The organism is Pseudomonas sp. S5D5, from assembly GCF_003013355.1.
GTDB classification, from domain to species: Bacteria; Pseudomonadota; Gammaproteobacteria; order Pseudomonadales; family Pseudomonadaceae; genus Aquipseudomonas; species Aquipseudomonas aylmerensis.
The window spans coordinates 6,895,952-6,911,917 of record NZ_PTEO01000001.1 but is presented as its reverse complement, the minus strand read 5'-3'; the positions used below and the strand labels follow the sequence as shown (position 1 = coordinate 6,911,917).

The following is a 15,966-nucleotide window of genomic DNA, read 5'->3' as shown; positions in this document are numbered from 1 at the left end:
CCATGTTCGAACCCGTGGTCGCCACGCTGATTACCTCCATGGCCCGCACCGTCACCGGCGCCCGCAGCCTGTGGCTGGGCTGCGCGCCGGTGCCGGTGCAGCGCATCTATTTCGCCAACCACAGCAGCCACGGCGATTTCGTGCTGCTGTGGGCGTCGTTGCCGCAAAACCTGCGCAAATTCACGCGCCCGGTAGCCGGCAGCGATTACTGGAACAAAAGCGCAGTGCGCCGCTACATCATCAACCGCGTGTTCAATGGCGTGCTGATCGACCGCGAGCGCAAGGACCCTGTGGATAACCCCTTGCAGCCCATGCTCGATGCGCTGGAGGGTGGAGACTCGCTGATCATCTTCCCCGAAGGCACACGCAATCTGGAAGACGGCCTGCTGCCGTTCAAAAGCGGCCTGTATCACCTGGCGAAAAGTTACCCACAGGCCGAGTTGATCCCGGTGTGGATCGCCAACCTCAACCGCGTCATGCCCAAGGGCCGCGTGCTGCCGCTGCCTCTGCTGTGCACCACCAGCTTCGGCGCCCCGCTGCAATTGGCCGAAGGCGAAGACAAAGCCGCGTTCCTCGCCCGTACCCGCGATGCTTTGCTCGCCCTTGCCCCGGAGCATTCCTGAGATGGATAGCCAAACCCTGATGTTGTTCGGCGGGATCGGCGCGATCCTGGTACTCGCCTCGCTGATCGGCCTGGTCCTCAAACTGCGCACGCGTGGCACGCCGAATGCGGTGATCGAGAACCTCAACGCGCGCATCAACGCCTGGTGGGTGATGGTAGTCGTGATCGGCATCGCCTTCTGGCTCGGTACCGGCGCGGTGATCCTGCTGTTCTACGCGGTCTCGTTCTACGCCCTGCGCGAATTCCTCACCCTCACGCCTACCCGCCGCAGCGACTACCCGGCCCTGGTGGCCGCGTTCTACCTGGCCCTGCCGCTGCAATACCTGTTGATCTACTCGGACTGGTACGGGCTGTTCTCGATCTTCATCCCGGTGTACGTGTTCCTGCTGCTGCCGATCCTCGCCTCCCTTGGCGGCGACACCACGCACTTCCTGGAGCGCGCCTCGAAGGTGCAGTGGGGCCTGATGATCGCGGTGTTCTGCGTGTCGTTCGTCCCGGCCCTGCTGACCCTCGACATCCCTGGCTATGAGGGCCGCAACCTCTTGCTGATCGCCTACCTGGTGATCGTGGTGCAACTCTCGGACGTCCTGCAGTACGTGTGCGGCAAGCTGTTCGGCAAGCACAAGATCGCGCCCAACCTGTCGCCGTCCAAGACCGTTGAAGGGTTTATCGGCGGGGTTTTGCTCTCCTCGCTGATCGGCGCGGCGCTGTGGTGGACCACGCCGTTCAACCCGTGGCAGTCGTTTTTGATCGCATTGCTGATCAACCTGCTGGGCTTTGCCGGCGGCATCGTGATGTCGGCGATCAAGCGCGACCGCGGCGTGAAAGACTGGGGGCACATGATCGAAGGGCACGGCGGCATGCTGGATCGGCTGGATTCGGTGTGTTTTGCCGCGCCGATCTTCTTCCACCTCGTGCGCTACTGGTGGACCTGAAAAATCCTAAGGAGCCGGCTTGCCGGCGATGACGGTCTTGAACACTGCATGAAATTCGCAGGCCTCATCGCTGGCACCCCGACGCCTACGGATCATTAGCCTGGCAAATGCCCGAGCGGCAACGCCCCCGGGGTTTTCACGGTCTGGATCGCGAAGTTGCTGCGGATATCCCTCACGCCCGGCAGCTTCAACAGGCTGCCGGTGACGAACCGCTCATAGCCACGCAAGTCCGGTACCACCACCTGCAGCAGAAAGTCCGACTCGCCCGAGACCAGGAATGCCGAGATCACCTCGGGCAGCGCAGTGACCGCCTCGCGAAAGGCGTTGGCCTCGGTGTCGTTATGCCGCTCCACTTTCACCCCGACAAATACCATCATGCCCAGCCCCACTTCATCGCGGTCGAGCGTGGCCTGGTAGCCGCGAATCACGCCGGCCTCTTCCAGCAGGCGCACACGCCGCAGACACGGTGAGGCAGACAGGCCGATTTCGTCGGCCAGTTGCACGTTGCTCAGGCGGCCGTCGCGTTGCAGGGCCTCGAGAATCTTGCGATCAAACACATCGAGTTTGAGAGTTGGCATCAGTGAATGGCCGGTAGCTTATTCAGTGGCAGAGAATGCCAAGAATAGACGCTTTTCTGGCTTATTACGCAAGCACCTGCCCCGCCCTCGCGCCTTAGAATCAGTCGACCAAATAAGGGGGTGGAACATGGCGGAACTCTGGTTGTTTTTGATGGCCCTGTCGGTGGCGTATCTGTTGCCGGGGCCGGACATGATCCTGTTGCTGCAGACCGGCGCACGCCAGGGCAAGGCCCTCGCGCTGACCACGGCGATCGGGCTGGGGATTGCCCGGGCGTGCCATGTGGCGCTGGCAGGCATGGGCCTGGCGACCTTGTTCAAAGTGGCGCCGTGGACATTCGATGTGGTGCGCCTGGGCGGCGCGGCCTATCTGCTATGGCTGGGTGTTCAATGCTTGCGCGCGAATATGCTGCCGTCCCTCGCCAACGCGAACACGCCGCCAACGGCGCATGCCTGGCGCACAGCGTTTCAACGCGGCCTGCTCACCAACCTGCTCAACCCCAAGGCGCTGTTGTTCTGCTCGGTATTGCTGCCGCAATTCATCAACCCGCAGGCTGGGCCGGTGGCAATGCAATTTGCGTGGTTGGGGGTGATGCTGGTGAGCGTCGGTTTCGCCTTCGACTGTTGTTATGCCCTGACGGGTGCGCGCATCGGCCATTGGCTGGCGCGTAATCGCTCGGCGCAGCGTATGCAGCAGTGGTTGTTCGGCAGTCTTCTGATCGGTTTTGCGGTGCGCCTCACTTTTGTGCAACACGCCTAGCGGTAGGGCGTATCGGCGTCATCTTTTGTATCAAAGACGCGTGTAAGATACGCCGCACTTAGCCAGGGATGCTCACCATGTTCGATTCGTTCAAAGCGATCAGCCGCCGTATCAGTGCTGTGTTGTTGACTGTGGTGGGGGCCGTTTTCGGCCAATGGCATCCGCCGCTCTGGCTCCGTGCGATCGGCCGTGGCGTGGCGAACCTGGGGCACAAGGCGCGTGCCTATCCGCGTCAGGCCGGCGCCGGCGTAGTGGGCCTGGTGTTGCTGGCGGCCGCGGGGTTCTACGGCTGGCACTGGTATTCCAACCTGCCGCAGCCCCACACCGTGGGGTATTCGCTGCACAAGCCCAACCTGACCGACTACACACAGCAGCCGCCGGTTGTGGATAACCTGCAAGTACGCTTCGCCGAATCCGTGGCCCCGCTGGCCGCCATTGGCAAGCCGGTGACCGAAGGCATCACCCTGAACCCCTCCGTGGCCGGTGCCTGGCGCTGGTCCGATGACCGCACCTTGCTGTTCGTGCCGGAAAAGGACTGGCCGGTAGACGCCCATTACACCCTCGGCCTGGCCAAGAAAAACCTGCTGGCCGATGGCGTGCTCCTCAGCCAATACAGCAGCCAGTTTTCCACCCAACCGTTCCGCGCCACCCTGGCGCAAAACGAGCTGTACCAGGACCCGTCCAACCCGACGCTGAAACAGCTGGTGGCAACCTTCCATTTTTCCCACCCTGTTGATGAAGACAGCCTGCGCAAGCGTGTCTCGGTGACCCTCGGCAAAGGCCTGGCCTACCGCGACGCCCAATTGCCCAACCGCCCGGAAATCACCTTCGACGAGAAAAAACTCAACGCCTACATACGCTCTGCCGCCCTGGCTACACCGCTGGAAAGCACGCCGGTCAGCGCCAAGCTCGACGAAGGCATCAAGGCGCGCGACGGCGGTAACGCCAGCGCCGCAGCGCTGGTGGCGGAAGTCACCGTGCCCGGCCGCTACCGCCTGACCTTTACCGGCGCCGACGTCAGCTTTGTGGATAACGCGCGCGGCGAGCCCGAGCCGGTGCTGATGTTCAGCAGCTCCAGCGCCGTAGCCGATGAAACCATCGCCGGTAAGGTGCAGGCCTGGCTGTTGCCGGAAAAAGCCCAGGACGACACGCGCCCCTACAACAGCAACGACATCGACGACGCCCTGCTCGCCCGCAGCAGCAAAATCACCTTGACCCACGTGCCCAGCGTCGAACCGTTGAACACCCTGCACGCCTTCAAATTCAAGGCCCCGGCCGGTCGCGCCGTGTATGTGCGCGTGCCCGCCAACCTCGAAGCCATCGGTGGCTACCTGGCGAAAAATCCGACAGCGTCGCTGCTCAGCATGCCCGCGTATCCGCGCACCTTGCAGTTCCTGTCCGACGGCGCGCTGCTCAGCCTCAATGGCGAAAAACGCCTGGGCTTCATGGCTCGCGGCGTGCCCGGCGCGCATGTGGAAATCGCCCGCCTGCTGCCCAACCAATTGCAACACCTGGTGGACCAGAGCAGCGGCAGCTTTGCGCGGCCTAACTTCGGCAACGAATACTTCGATCGTATGGTCGAGCGTCAGGCACTGGATATTCCGCTGTCGTCCTCGGACCCTGCGAAAACTGTCTACGACAACGTCGATCTCAGCCACTACCTCACCGCCAATGGCGGCCGTCGCGGCATTTTCGTACTCAAGCTTAGTCCGCAGGATGACCCGGCAACGCGCACATTCGAGTACGAGCGCAGCAGCACCAGCGATCTGCGTTTTATCGTGGTGACCGATCTTGGCATCATCGCCAAGCGCTCCAGCGACGGCAGCCATGATGTGTACGTGCAGTCCATCGGCAGCGGTTCGCCGGTGGCGGATGCGCAAGTCGACATCATTGGCCGCAACGGTTTGCCGGTGAGCAGCGGCCATACCGACGCCGAAGGCCACGTGCATTTCGCCAAGCTGGATGAACTGCGCCGTGAGAAAACGCCGCTGATGTATGTGGTCACTCGCGGCAATGACCAGTCGTTCCTGCCGATTGCCCGTCAGTCCCAACAACTGGATTTATCGCGCTTCGACGTCGGCGGTCTGGAAGAAGACGGTGCGGTTGATCGTCTCAGCGCCTACCTGTTCACCGACCGTGGGCTGTACCGGCCCGGCGAAACCGCGCACCTGGGCATGATCGTGCGCAGCGGCAACTGGAAAGGCGCCCTGCAAGGCCTGCCGGTGGAGCTGCAAATCACCGACCCACGTGGCCTGGAAGTGATTCGCCAGCCGCTGAAGCTGTCCGCCAGCGGTTTTGAAACCTTTGATTTCCCCAGCAGCGAAGTAGCCCCCGCCGGCGACTACACCGCGACCTTGCAGTTGATCGGCGAGAAGCAGACCCGCACCGACCTGGGCAGTGTCAGTTTCAAAGTCCGCGACTTCGAGCCGGACCGCATGAAGGTCAGCCTGAGCCTGCACGACACCCCGGTGCAGGGCTGGATCCCACCTGACCAGGTGGTGGCCAAAGTCACTGCGATGCACTTGTTCGGTGCCCCGGCATCCGGTCGGCGTGTCACCGCGAAAATGTCCCTGAGCCCCACGCTCGCGGCCTTCGACCGTTACCCCGATTACCGCTTCCGCCTCAACGATGCCCTGGAGGAGGCCAGCACCGAAGACCTGGCCGAGACCACCGTCGATGACAACGGCCAGGCCGTGCTCGACCTCAACCTGCAACGCTTCGCCAATAGCACCTATCGCCTGCAGGTGATGACCCAGGTGTTCGAGGCTGAAGGCGGCCGCAACGTGGCCGCGCAAAGTGCCGTGCTGGTGTCATCCGCGCCCTACCTGGTGGGTGTGAAAAGTCAGGATTCGCTGTCGTACGTCGCCAAGGACGCCCCACGCCAGGTGCAATGGCTGGCCGTCGCGCCGGACCTCACGCCACTGGCAGTGGACGGCCTGACCAGCGAAGTGGTCGAGCACCGCTACGTGTCGGTGCTGGTGAAACAGTCCAACGGCACCTACAAATACGAGTCGCGCATCAAGAACATCAGCCAACCTGCCTCACCGCTGGTGATGACCCAGGAAGGTGCCAAGCAGACGCTGAACACCGGCACGCCGGGTGATTTCACCCTGCAACTCAAAGACGCCAACGGCAACCTGCTCAACCAGATTGACTACAGCGTGGCCGGCCGTGGCAACACTTCGCGCTCGCTGGAACGCAACGCTGAGCTGCAATTGCGCCTGGATAAACGCAGCTACGCCACCGGCGATGAGATCGCGATCAGCATCCGCGCGCCGTACACCGGCGCCGGCTTGATCACCATCGAGCGCGACAAGGTCTACACCCAGCAGTGGTTCAAGGCCGACAGCACCAACAGCGTGCAACATATCCGCGTTCCGGCAGGGCTTGAGGGCAATGCCTACGTCAACGTGCAGTTCGTGCGGGACATCGGTTCGTCCGAGGTCTATATGAGCCCGCTGTCCTACGGCGTGGTGCCGTTCAGCATTAACCTGGATGCGCGGCGCATGGCACTGAAGGTCGAAGGCCCGGCGAAGATCGAACCGGGGCAGACCCTGGACATCAAGGTCAACGCCGACCGTCCGGGCCGCGCTGTGGTGTACGCGGTGGACGAAGGCATCCTGCAAGTGGCGCGCTACCAGACGCCAGACCCGCTGGGCTTCTTCTTCCAGAAGCGGGCGCTGGAGGTCGGCACTAGTCAGATCCTTGACCTGATCCTGCCGGAATTCAGCCGCCTGCTCAGTGGGGCAGCGCCGGGTGGCGATACCGAAGGCGCCCTGGCCAACCACCTCAACCCGTTCAAGCGCAAACACCAGCCGCCAGTGGCCTGGTGGTCGGGCCTGGTGGACCTGCCGGCGGGTGAAACCGTGCTGCATTACCAGGTGCCGGACAGCTTCAACGGCAAGTTGCACCTGTTTGCGGTGGCGGTGGATGCCGATAGCGTCGGCGTCAGCGAGGCCAACACCGAGGTGCGCGGGCCGATTGTGATCACGCCGAACGTGCCGGCCTTCGTGGCCCCGGGCGATGTGTTCAACGTCAGTGCCGGGGTGTTCAGTAACCTCGACGCGGCGGCGGACGTGAAGTTTGAAGTGCAGACCAGCGCCGGCCTGGTGGTGCAGGGTGACAAGGGCAGCACCTTGTCCCTGCAACCGCGCAAGGAAGGCACCGCCGAGTTCAAGATCAAGGTCGGCGACACCCTCGGTTCGGCGGACCTGCGTTTTGTCGCGGTGCTGCCGGATGGCAAACGTATCCAGGTCGCCGAAACCACCTCGATCCGCCCACTGAGCGAGCATCGCGTGGCCCTGAGCCTGGGCCGCTTCGACAGCGCCAGCAAAGAGCTCAAGCCGACCCGCGAACTGTTCAGTCAATTGCGCGACGTGCAATTGGGTGTGGCGGCCTCGCCATTGGTGTGGGCCAACGGCCTCAAGCATTACCTGGATGACTACGGCTATGCCTGCACCGAGCAACTGGTGTCCAAGGCCATGCCGGCATTGATCTGGGGCGGCAATGCACCAGAGGCCGAACAGGCCTTCGGCAGCGCGGTACGCATGCTGCGCCAGCGCCAGAACCAGGCCGGCGGCTTCGGTTTGTGGGCGGCCAACCCGGACGTGGCGCCGTATGCCAGCCTGTACGCCACCGACTTCCTGATCGAAGCCCGGGAACGTGGGCTGCCGGTGCCCGAAGACCTGCTGGTGCGCTCGAATGCGTATCTGACAGACCTGGCCAACGGCCCGAGCGAAGGCCTGTCGGAATTGCGCAACCGTGCCTACGCCAGTTACCTGCTGAGCCGTCAGGGGATTCTCGTCAGCGGCGCCTTGAGCGATATCCGCGAACGCTACGAAAGCTACTTCAAGGACACCTGGCAGAACGACCTCGGCGCCGCTTACCTGGCCGCCAGTTACAAGCTGCTCAAGCAGGATCGCCAGGCCGATACGTTGTTCCGCAAGATCCCATGGCGTTCGCTTGTGGATAAGTGGGAAAGCGATGGCCTGTACTACGACCCGCTGGTGCATGACGCCGAGCATCTGCACCTGCTGGCGCGGCACTTCCCCGAACTGCTGGACGATGTGCCGGTGGCGTTGCTGGATAAACTCGGTAAGCGCCTCAACGAGCAACGTTACAACTCGCTGTCGGCCGCCCTGTTGCTGCGTGCTCTGGACAACTATGGCCAGCGTGCGCAAAGCGACATGACCCTCAAGGCCACCGCCTGGCTGGGCGACAAGCAGCAACAACTGCTGGAAATGGCTGGCCAGCCGCCACGCGCTGCCGTGCCGGGTGCCACGCAAAAGCTAGTGATGGAAAAATCCGACGGCCCGGCGGCGTTCTACATGCTCAGCGAGGCCGGTTTCGACAAGGGCGCGAAGCTCAAGCCAATCACCAATGGCCTGGAGATCATCCACGAATACCTCGACCTCAAGGGTGAGCCGGTGAGCAAAGTGGCGGTGGGCGACGAGTTCCTGGTGCGCTTGCGCCTGCGCGCCACCGACCGTGACCAAGTGCAGCAAGTCGCCGTGGTCGACTTGCTGCCGGGTGGCGTCGAGCCTGTGTATAACTTGCCGCCGGAGCCGGAAGCCGCCAGTGCCGAGGAAAGTGAAGGAGAGGAATCCGAGTACGTGGAAGCCAGCGACGAAGAGGCCGACACCTGGCAGGCGCCGATCGGCGAAACCGAGCTGAGTAACTGGCAGCCGGAGTATGTGGATGTCCGCGATGATCGGGTGGTGTTGTACGGCACTGCGCTGCGCGACGTAGGCACTTTCGTTTACCGCGTGCGCGCCACCAACGCAGGCACCTTCAATACACCTCCGGCCTACGCCGAAGGCATGTACGAAACCACCCTGCAAGGGCGCGGCAAAGTAGGCCAGCTTGAAATTACCAAGCCTTAAACGCCTGACGCCGCTGCTGGCAGCGGCGGTGGTGCTGGCGGGGTTGCGGCTGTGGCCCCATGCCCCGCTGGAGCAGGCCGTGACCTCGTCACGGGTGGTGTTGGCCGACGACGGCTCGCTGTTGCGCATGACCCTCGCGCAGGACGGCCAATACCGTTTATGGCTGCCGCTGGAGCGCATGTCGCCATCATTGGTCGAGGCCCTGCTGCTCAAGGAAGACCGTAATTTCTACTGGCACCCGGGGGTCAATCCTCCGGCGTTGCTGCGCGCAGCCATGGCGACCTACACCGGTGGCCAGCGCCAGGGCGGCTCGACCCTGAGCATGCAACTGGCGCGGCGCCTGTGGGATCTCAACACCCGGCAAGTACCGGGCAAACTGCAGCAGATCGCCTTGGCCTTGTGGCTGGAAGCGCGCTACAGCAAGCACGACATCCTCGAGGCCTACCTGAACCTGGCACCGATGGGCGGCAATATTGAAGGCGCCGAGGCGGCCAGCCGGATTTATTTCGGCAAGTCGGCGGCGCAGTTGTCGCTGTCCGAAGCCCTGGCGTTGGCGGTGATCCCCCAGCAACCGGGGCGGCGCGCGCGCTTCGGGCCGTCGCTGCAAAACGCGCGGCTGCGGCTGATGGCCGACTGGCGCGAAACTTATCCACAGGACGCCCGCAACGCCAGTTTGCTCGACCTGCCCCTGGAAGCCCGCAACCGCCAGCAGATCCCGTTTCTGGCACCGCACCTGAGCGAGCAACTGCTGGCATCCCAGACCGGTAATGAGCTGAACAGCACCCTTAACCTGCCACTTCAGCAATTGCTGGAACGCTTGATCACCGGCTTTATCGCCGAGCGCCGCAGCACCGGGGTGGAGAACGCTACGGCGATCCTGATCGACAGCCGCGACCAGAGCGTCAAGGCCCTGGTGGGCTCGGCGGATTACTTATCCACAAGCCTGCATGGCCAGGTTAACGGCGTGCTGGCGCGGCGCTCGCCGGGCTCGACCCTCAAGCCGTTCCTGTATGGGCTGGCGCTGGATCAGGGGGTGATTCATCCGATGAGCATCCTCAAAGATCTGCCGAGTAATTTTGGCTACTTCCAGCCGGAAAATTTCGACGGCAGTTTTGTCGGGCCGCTTACGGCGCGGGATGCCTTGATCCGTAGTCGCAATATCCCGGCGGTGTGGCTGGCCAGCCAGGTGAGGTCACCTTCGCTGTATGGCTTGTTGCAACGGGCCGGTATCAAGGGCCTGCGGGGTGAAAGCCATTACGGCCTGGCCTTGGCCCTCGGCGGTGGCGAGATGACCCCCGAAGAACTCGCGGGGCTGTATGTAATGCTGGCCGGCGATGGGCATCGACGGCCATTGCGCTATCTGCAGGAGCAACCGCAGACCACCGGCGCGCAACTGCTTACCCCCCAGGCCGCGTTTATGGTGCGCGACATGCTGCGCCGCAATCCGCGTCCGGATGGCTTGCCCGGCCGCCATTGGCGCACCGCCTGGAAAACCGGCACCTCCTGGGGCTTTCACGATGCCTGGAGTGCCGGTTTGATCGGCCCGTATGTGCTGGTGGTGTGGGTGGGCAACTTCGATGGGCGGCCGAACCCGGCGTTCATCGGCGCCAAAACCGCCGCGCCACTGTTCTTCCGTATCGCCGACGCCCTGCCCCTGGCCTTGCCCAATGTGCTGATCAAGCCTGACAAGCCGCCCCCCGGGCTGGTGCGTATCGACGTGTGCGCAGCCTCCGGCGAGCTGCCCAACCGCTGGTGCCCGCAAACCCGCAAGACCTGGTACATCCCCGGCGTCTCACCGATACGCGTCTCCAACCTGCACCGCCCGGTGCTGATCGACACCCGCACCGGCAAGGCCGCGTGCCCGCCATTCGAGGCGCAGTACACCCGCGAGGAAGTCTTCGAGTTCTGGCCCAGCGACATACAACGCCTGTACCGCGCCGCCGGCCTGCCGCGCCGCACGCCGCCCACGGTGATGAAAAACTGCCAGCCCAACCGCCTCAGCGACCAGAGCGAAGCGCCGCAGATTCGCTCGCCCCTGACCCAGGTGAGCTACCAGTTACGCCTGTCACAGCCCCAGGAAAGCATCCCACTGAACGCCAACGCCGCCAGCGATGCGGCGACCCTGTACTGGTTCGCCGACCAGACCCTGATCGGCCAGGGCCCGCCGCAAACCACGCTGAATTGGCGACCGGGCAAGTCGGGGGAATACCGGCTGCGGGTCAGTGATGATCAGGGGCGTAGCGCGAGTCGCGGGCTAAAAGTGGAGTTTGTGCCCTGATCAGGCGTCTTCGTCGCCGAAACTGGCTTTGCCCACGCGTTTGGCAAAATGGTTGTACGCCGCGCCCAGCTTGCGCTGCTCGAAGATCGAGAACACCAGGGTGCCGACCAAGATCAGCATCCACACCAGAAACAACTTCAGCGTATCCACCTGGGCCACGAACAGCAGCAAGGTGACCACGCCGCCAATCACCATGCCCAGCCCGGTCCACGCACCCAACACCCGGGCCACGGCCATGCGGATGCCCTTGGGCAGCACCAGGCGGGTCGCCATCAGCACCACGATCATCGCCAGGAAGAAGCCAAACGCCGCCATGAACGGAATCTGGAAACCGCCCTCGCGATATAACCAGGCCAGCAATTTATACACAGGGCCAAGCTCGGCCATCTGTTGATAAGTGTCCGGCCCCGGCAAATGCAGTTGGGCAATGTGTTCGGGCGTGAGGGCCATGATGCCCACGCCGATCAGCCCCACGCAGGCCGCGTAGAAGCCAGCGGCGCGCCACAGCGGCGCGAGGACCCGACGGTTTTCCACATCCTGAGTCAGCGCTACACCGAACACCGCCTTGGCCTGTTTGCCCTGGGCAATCACGCGCAGGCCGTCGCGTTCGCAGGCATCGCCGATGAGCATCACATCAAGGTCCTGGCTCAGCAGGATTTCACCCTGGCGGCGGGAGCTGCCCATCGGCTCGTAATCGTCAGGCGACTTGTTGCCGAACAGATCAATGCCCTCGGCAATCACCCGGATTTCGCCGCTGGCGTCCTGCAGGCTGAAGTCATTGCAGCGCGCCTCGCCCGAAACCCGGCTCCAGCTCCAGTGCCCGTCGTCGTCCTTCTTGCCGTCTTCGATGATCAACACGTAGCCCGCGCAGGGCTTGCCATACACCGGCGACACCAGCGGCTTATCCACAACCACCTTGCCGCGCAGTTCCACCAACCCCATCGCCAACGAGCGGATCTGGCTGGTGGCCAGCCGCTGTTCCGTCTTGTAGAAATTGGGGCCGAAGCTGGCCAACAGGCCGAGCAGGATCAACGTCGGGAAAAACAACGCGATCAGGATGTTCGGCGCATAGACCATCAAGCCAATAAAGCCTGCGAGTATCAGCAGCGCCAGCAGGGTTTTCCATGCCTGCTTTTTCTTGATGGCGCCAGCCTGGGTGGTCTTCATGTACCCGGCACTTCGAGCTTCACGCCTTCGTAGCGGGTTTCTTCAGCACTGATGGCCAGCAACGGAATACGCTGGTAACTGAGCATTCGCGCAAAGAACAGGTCGGGAAACACCGCAATCGCGATGTTGTAGAGGTTGACCGACTCATTGAAGAATTCACGCCGGTCGGCAATCCGCTCCTCCACCGCCGAGATCGCCTGCTGCAACGCGACCATGTTGGGCCCCGAGATCAGCGCGGGGTAATTCTCCGCCACCGCAATCACCGACTTCAGCGCAGCATTGAGCTGGTTGGAGGCGTCGACCTTGTCGTTGAGGCTGCTGGCGTTGAGGTATTGCGTACGCGCGTCGCTCAGGCGGGTGAACAGCGCGTTCTCATGGTTCATGGCGGTCTGGACCACGCGCATCAGGTCCGGGATCTGATCGGCCCGCTGCTTGAGCAATACGTCGATGTTGGCGAAAGCCTTGTCCACATCGTTACGCCGCATCACCAGCCCGTTGTAGACCCCCACCATCCAGCCGACGACGCCCACGACAATGATCAGCGCAACGATGCCGGCGATTAGCAGTTCGATATTCATGGTGAAGGCGTTCCCTGGCTGAGTTATCCACAGGGTCGCATTCTAGGGGGAAAACGGCGTCACGCGACGGGCACTGGCCCACAGAACCGACAAGAGGTGCTTAACCCGAGGAAAGCTCCAGGTAGCTCGACTCGCCACCGCCAGCGGCACCTGACAACCAGCCCCACTCGAAGCTCAGCGTAGTGCGTCCGACAGGGTCTACAGCGACCGTCCCACGCGACCAACCGGACAGCAGCTGACCGTCCAGCGTCAGGCACTGATACAGCAACTCGATGGTATCGGGGCCTGTCACGCGTCCCACTTGCGTACCCAGCCGGATGCGACCGCCTTGGTAGGTCCCGGAGATGGCATCACCTTCGACAAGGTAATGAAACACCGTACCCGTACCCGACAGCCCTTGGGCGTTATTGGCGACAGTGAATCGGCGATTGTGCAGACGTGGATGGATCTGGGAGGGCGTGTGCATTGAGGTCGCATCCTTTCGCGGGGACCTGGAGACCCGGGCGGGCCTCCAGGGTATGGCGGCTTACTCCACGGTCACCGATTTCGCCAGGTTGCGCGGCTGGTCGACGTCGGTGCCCTTGAGCACGGCGACGTAGTACGACAGCAGCTGTAACGGGATGGTGTAGAGAATCGGCGACAGAGTGTCGTGGATGTGCGGCATATTGATGACGTGGGTGCCTTCACCGTTGACCATGCCGGCTTTCTCATCGGCAAACACGATCAACTGGCCGCCACGGGCGCGCACTTCCTGCAGGTTGGATTTGAGCTTTTCCAACAGCTCGTTGTTCGGCGCGACGGTCACCACCGGCATGTCGTCATCCACCAGGGCCAGTGGGCCGTGCTTCAATTCGCCGGCCGGGTAGGCTTCGGCGTGGATGTAGGAGATTTCCTTGAGCTTCAGCGAGCCTTCCATCGCCACCGGGTATTGCGCGCCACGGCCGAGGAACAGGGTGTGATTTTTGTCGGCGAACAGTTCGGCGACTTTTTCCACTGTGCTGTCCATGGCCAGGGCTTCACCCAGGCGGGTCGGCAGGCGACGCAGTTCTTCTACCAGGGTGGCTTCGACACCGGCGGCCAATGTGCCGCGAACCTGGCCCAGGGACAGAGTGAGCAGCAACAAGCCGACCAGTTGGGTGGTGAAGGCTTTGGTGGAGGCTACGCCGATTTCGCGACCAGCCTGGGTCAGCAGGGTCAGGTCGGATTCGCGCACCAGCGAGCTGATGCTGACGTTGCAGATCGCCAGGCTCGCGAGGAAGCCCAACTCCTTGGCGTTGCGCAGGGCGGCCAGGGTGTCGGCGGTTTCGCCGGACTGGGAGATAGTCACGAACAGGGTGTCAGGCTGCACCACCACCTTGCGGTAGCGAAATTCGCTGGCGACTTCGACCTGGCACGGGATGCCGGCCAGCTCTTCGAGCCAGTAACGCGCAACCATGCCGGCGTGGTAGCTGGTGCCGCAGGCGACGATCTGCACATTGCGCACTTTGGCGAACAGCTCGGCGGCTTGCGGGCCGAACGCGTTGACCAGCACCTGGTTCTGGCTCAGGCGACCTTCCAGGGTGCGTTGCACCACCGAAGGCTGCTCGTGGATTTCCTTGAGCATGAAGTGGCGGAACTCGCCCTTGTCGGCGGCTTCGGCACCATCACGGTATTGCACGGCTTCGCGCTCGACGGGATTGCCGTCGACGTCCCAGATCGACACGCTTTCACGGCGGATGTCGGCGATATCGCCTTCTTCCAGATACATGAAGCGGTCAGTGACCTGGCGCAGGGCCAGTTGGTCGGACGCGAGGAAGTTCTCACCCAGGCCCAGGCCGATCACCAGCGGGCTACCACTGCGAGCGGCCACCACACGGTCCGGTTGGCTGGCGCTGATCACCGCCAGGCCGTAGGCGCCATGCAGTTCCTTGACCGTGGCCTTGAGGGCGGTGGTCAGGTCGCTGTGGTCCTTGAGCTTGTGGTTGAGCAGGTGGGCGATGACTTCGGTATCGGTGTCCGAGGTGAACACGTAGCCGAGGCCCTTGAGTTGTTCGCGCAGTACTTCGTGGTTTTCGATGATGCCGTTGTGCACCACGGCCAGGTCACCGGAGAAGTGCGGGTGGGCATTGCGTTCGCACGGCGCACCGTGGGTGGCCCAGCGGGTGTGGGCAATCCCCAGGCGACCGACCAGCGGCTCGCCGAGCAGGGCTTGCTCCAGCTCGGCGACCTTGCCCGGGCGGCGCATGCGCTCAAGCTTGCCGGCGTTGGTGAAGACCGCCACACCGGCGCTGTCATAGCCGCGGTATTCCAGGCGCTTGAGACCTTCAAGCAGGATGGCGGTGACGTTGCGTTCAGCGACTGCGCCTACAATTCCACACATGGTATTTCTCCTAGATGATTGCCGCGCATATCAGCGTAATGCCACGGGCTTGGATCTGGTCGCGGGCCTCAAGCGGCAGGCGATCATCGGTAATAAGGGTATGGACGCTGCTCCAGGGCAGTTCCAGGTTGGGAATCTTGCGGCCGATCTTGTCGGATTCGACCATCACCACCACTTCACGGGCGACCTCGGCCATCACGCGGCTCAGGCCCAACAATTCGTTGAAGGTAGTGGTACCGCGTTCCAGGTCGATGCCATCGGCGCCGATGAACAACTGGTCAAAGTCGTAGGACCGCAGCACCTGCTCGGCAACCTGGCCCTGGAATGAGTCCGAATGCGGGTCCCAGGTGCCGCCGGTCATCAACAGCACCGGCTCGTGTTCCAGTTCGCTCAAGGCGCGGGCCACGTGCAGGGAGTTGGTCATCACCACCAGGCCGGGCTGGTGGCCCAGTTCGGGGATCATGGCCGCCGTGGTGCTGCCGCTGTCGATGATGATGCGGGCGTGCTCACGCAAACGCATCACGGCGGCCCGCGCAATGGCACGCTTGTAAACCGAGATGGGTTGGGCGGCGTCGCCGACCAGTTCCTGCGGCATAGTGATCGCGCCACCATAGCGGCGCAGCAGCAGGCCGTTGCTTTCGAGGGCAGCGAGGTCCTTGCGGATGGTCACTTCCGACGTTTCGAAACGCTTTGCCAATTCGTCCACGCTGACTTCGCCCTGTTCATTGAGCAAGGTCAGGATGTTGTGGCGTCGTTGGGGTGTATTTCGTTTCGACATGGTGATGATAAGTTTCGCTTCGAAAGATAACG

The 15,966-nt window shown here is 63.0% G+C and carries 11 protein-coding genes; 5 read left to right on the top strand and 6 right to left on the bottom strand.

All coding sequences use genetic code 11. The features are described from left to right. Positions 1 to 2 precede the first annotated feature (2 nt). Positions 3 to 623, top strand: coding sequence for a 1-acyl-sn-glycerol-3-phosphate acyltransferase (locus C9990_RS31605; protein ID WP_065902657.1), 621 nt, complete (start codon positions 3 to 5; stop codon positions 621 to 623). A gap of 1 nt (position 624) precedes the next feature. Beyond that, on the top strand, positions 625 to 1,557 hold the full coding sequence (locus C9990_RS31600; RefSeq protein WP_065902659.1) for a phosphatidate cytidylyltransferase: 933 nt from the start codon (positions 625 to 627) through the stop codon (positions 1,555 to 1,557). Between the two features lie 95 nt (positions 1,558 to 1,652). On the opposite strand, the gene C9990_RS31595 is transcribed toward C9990_RS31600, so the two are convergent. Then, positions 1,653 to 2,135, bottom strand: coding sequence for an Lrp/AsnC family transcriptional regulator (locus C9990_RS31595; RefSeq protein ID WP_106805585.1), 483 nt, complete (start codon positions 2,133 to 2,135; stop codon positions 1,653 to 1,655). 127 nt (positions 2,136 to 2,262) lie between these two features. Between C9990_RS31595 and C9990_RS31590 the strand changes: the two genes are divergently transcribed. The 3 genes from C9990_RS31590 (at position 2,263) to pbpC (ending at position 11,052) form a co-directional block, all read left to right on the top strand. Then, positions 2,263 to 2,892, top strand: coding sequence for a LysE family translocator (locus C9990_RS31590; RefSeq protein ID WP_106805584.1), 630 nt, complete (start codon positions 2,263 to 2,265; stop codon positions 2,890 to 2,892). Positions 2,893 to 2,969: 77 nt separating this feature from the next. Next, positions 2,970 to 8,774 carry an alpha-2-macroglobulin gene (locus tag C9990_RS31585; RefSeq protein ID WP_106805583.1) on the top strand — a complete coding sequence of 1,935 codons (5,805 nt, stop codon included), beginning with the start codon at positions 2,970 to 2,972 and terminating at the stop codon, positions 8,772 to 8,774. Then, on the top strand, positions 8,755 to 11,052 hold the full coding sequence (pbpC, locus tag C9990_RS31580) for a penicillin-binding protein 1C (protein ID WP_106805582.1): 2,298 nt from the start codon (positions 8,755 to 8,757) through the stop codon (positions 11,050 to 11,052). Before C9990_RS31585 ends, pbpC begins: the two co-directional genes overlap by 20 nt. Here the strand turns inward: pbpC and C9990_RS31575 are convergent, their stop codons facing one another. The 5 genes from C9990_RS31575 to C9990_RS31555 all read right to left on the bottom strand — a co-directional run bounded on the left by C9990_RS31575 (position 11,053) and on the right by C9990_RS31555 (position 15,934). Continuing rightward, on the bottom strand, positions 11,053 to 12,219 hold the full coding sequence (locus C9990_RS31575) for a hypothetical protein (RefSeq protein WP_106805581.1): 1,167 nt from the start codon (positions 12,217 to 12,219) through the stop codon (positions 11,053 to 11,055). It abuts the gene before it with no gap. Continuing rightward, a complete protein-coding gene (locus tag C9990_RS31570; RefSeq protein ID WP_106805580.1) occupies positions 12,216 to 12,797 on the bottom strand; it encodes a LemA family protein in 582 nt (193 codons plus the stop codon). Before C9990_RS31570 ends, C9990_RS31575 begins: the two co-directional genes overlap by 4 nt. Positions 12,798 to 12,897: 100 nt before the next feature. Then, a complete protein-coding gene (locus tag C9990_RS31565; RefSeq protein ID WP_106805579.1) occupies positions 12,898 to 13,263 on the bottom strand; it encodes a hypothetical protein in 366 nt (121 codons plus the stop codon). A gap of 60 nt (positions 13,264 to 13,323) precedes the next feature. Beyond that, on the bottom strand, positions 13,324 to 15,156 hold the full coding sequence (gene glmS, locus C9990_RS31560) for a glutamine--fructose-6-phosphate transaminase (isomerizing) (protein WP_065902670.1): 1,833 nt from the start codon (positions 15,154 to 15,156) through the stop codon (positions 13,324 to 13,326). A 10-nt stretch (positions 15,157 to 15,166) separates the two neighbouring features. Further along, a complete protein-coding gene (locus C9990_RS31555; RefSeq protein ID WP_028618576.1) occupies positions 15,167 to 15,934 on the bottom strand; it encodes a DeoR/GlpR family DNA-binding transcription regulator in 768 nt (255 codons plus the stop codon). Positions 15,935 to 15,966: the final 32 nt, after the last annotated feature.

Bases quoted from the DNA above. Each gene is read 5' to 3' on its own strand.
- C9990_RS31605 (WP_065902657.1), top strand. From the start codon at position 3: ATGTTCGAACCCGTGGTCGCCACGCTGATTACCTCCATGGCCCGCACC.
- C9990_RS31570 (WP_106805580.1), bottom strand. From the start codon at position 12,797: ATGAATATCGAACTGCTAATCGCCGGCATCGTTGCGCTGATCATTGTC.
- C9990_RS31595 (WP_106805585.1), bottom strand. From the start codon at position 2,135: ATGCCAACTCTCAAACTCGATGTGTTTGATCGCAAGATTCTCGAGGCC.
- C9990_RS31600 (WP_065902659.1), top strand. From the start codon at position 625: ATGGATAGCCAAACCCTGATGTTGTTCGGCGGGATCGGCGCGATCCTG.
- C9990_RS31590 (WP_106805584.1), top strand. From the start codon at position 2,263: ATGGCGGAACTCTGGTTGTTTTTGATGGCCCTGTCGGTGGCGTATCTG.
- C9990_RS31575 (WP_106805581.1), bottom strand. From the start codon at position 12,219: ATGAAGACCACCCAGGCTGGCGCCATCAAGAAAAAGCAGGCATGGAAA.
- glmS (WP_065902670.1), bottom strand. From the start codon at position 15,156: ATGTGTGGAATTGTAGGCGCAGTCGCTGAACGCAACGTCACCGCCATC.
- C9990_RS31565 (WP_106805579.1), bottom strand. From the start codon at position 13,263: ATGCACACGCCCTCCCAGATCCATCCACGTCTGCACAATCGCCGATTC.
- C9990_RS31555 (WP_028618576.1), bottom strand. From the start codon at position 15,934: ATGTCGAAACGAAATACACCCCAACGACGCCACAACATCCTGACCTTG.
- C9990_RS31585 (WP_106805583.1), top strand. From the start codon at position 2,970: ATGTTCGATTCGTTCAAAGCGATCAGCCGCCGTATCAGTGCTGTGTTG.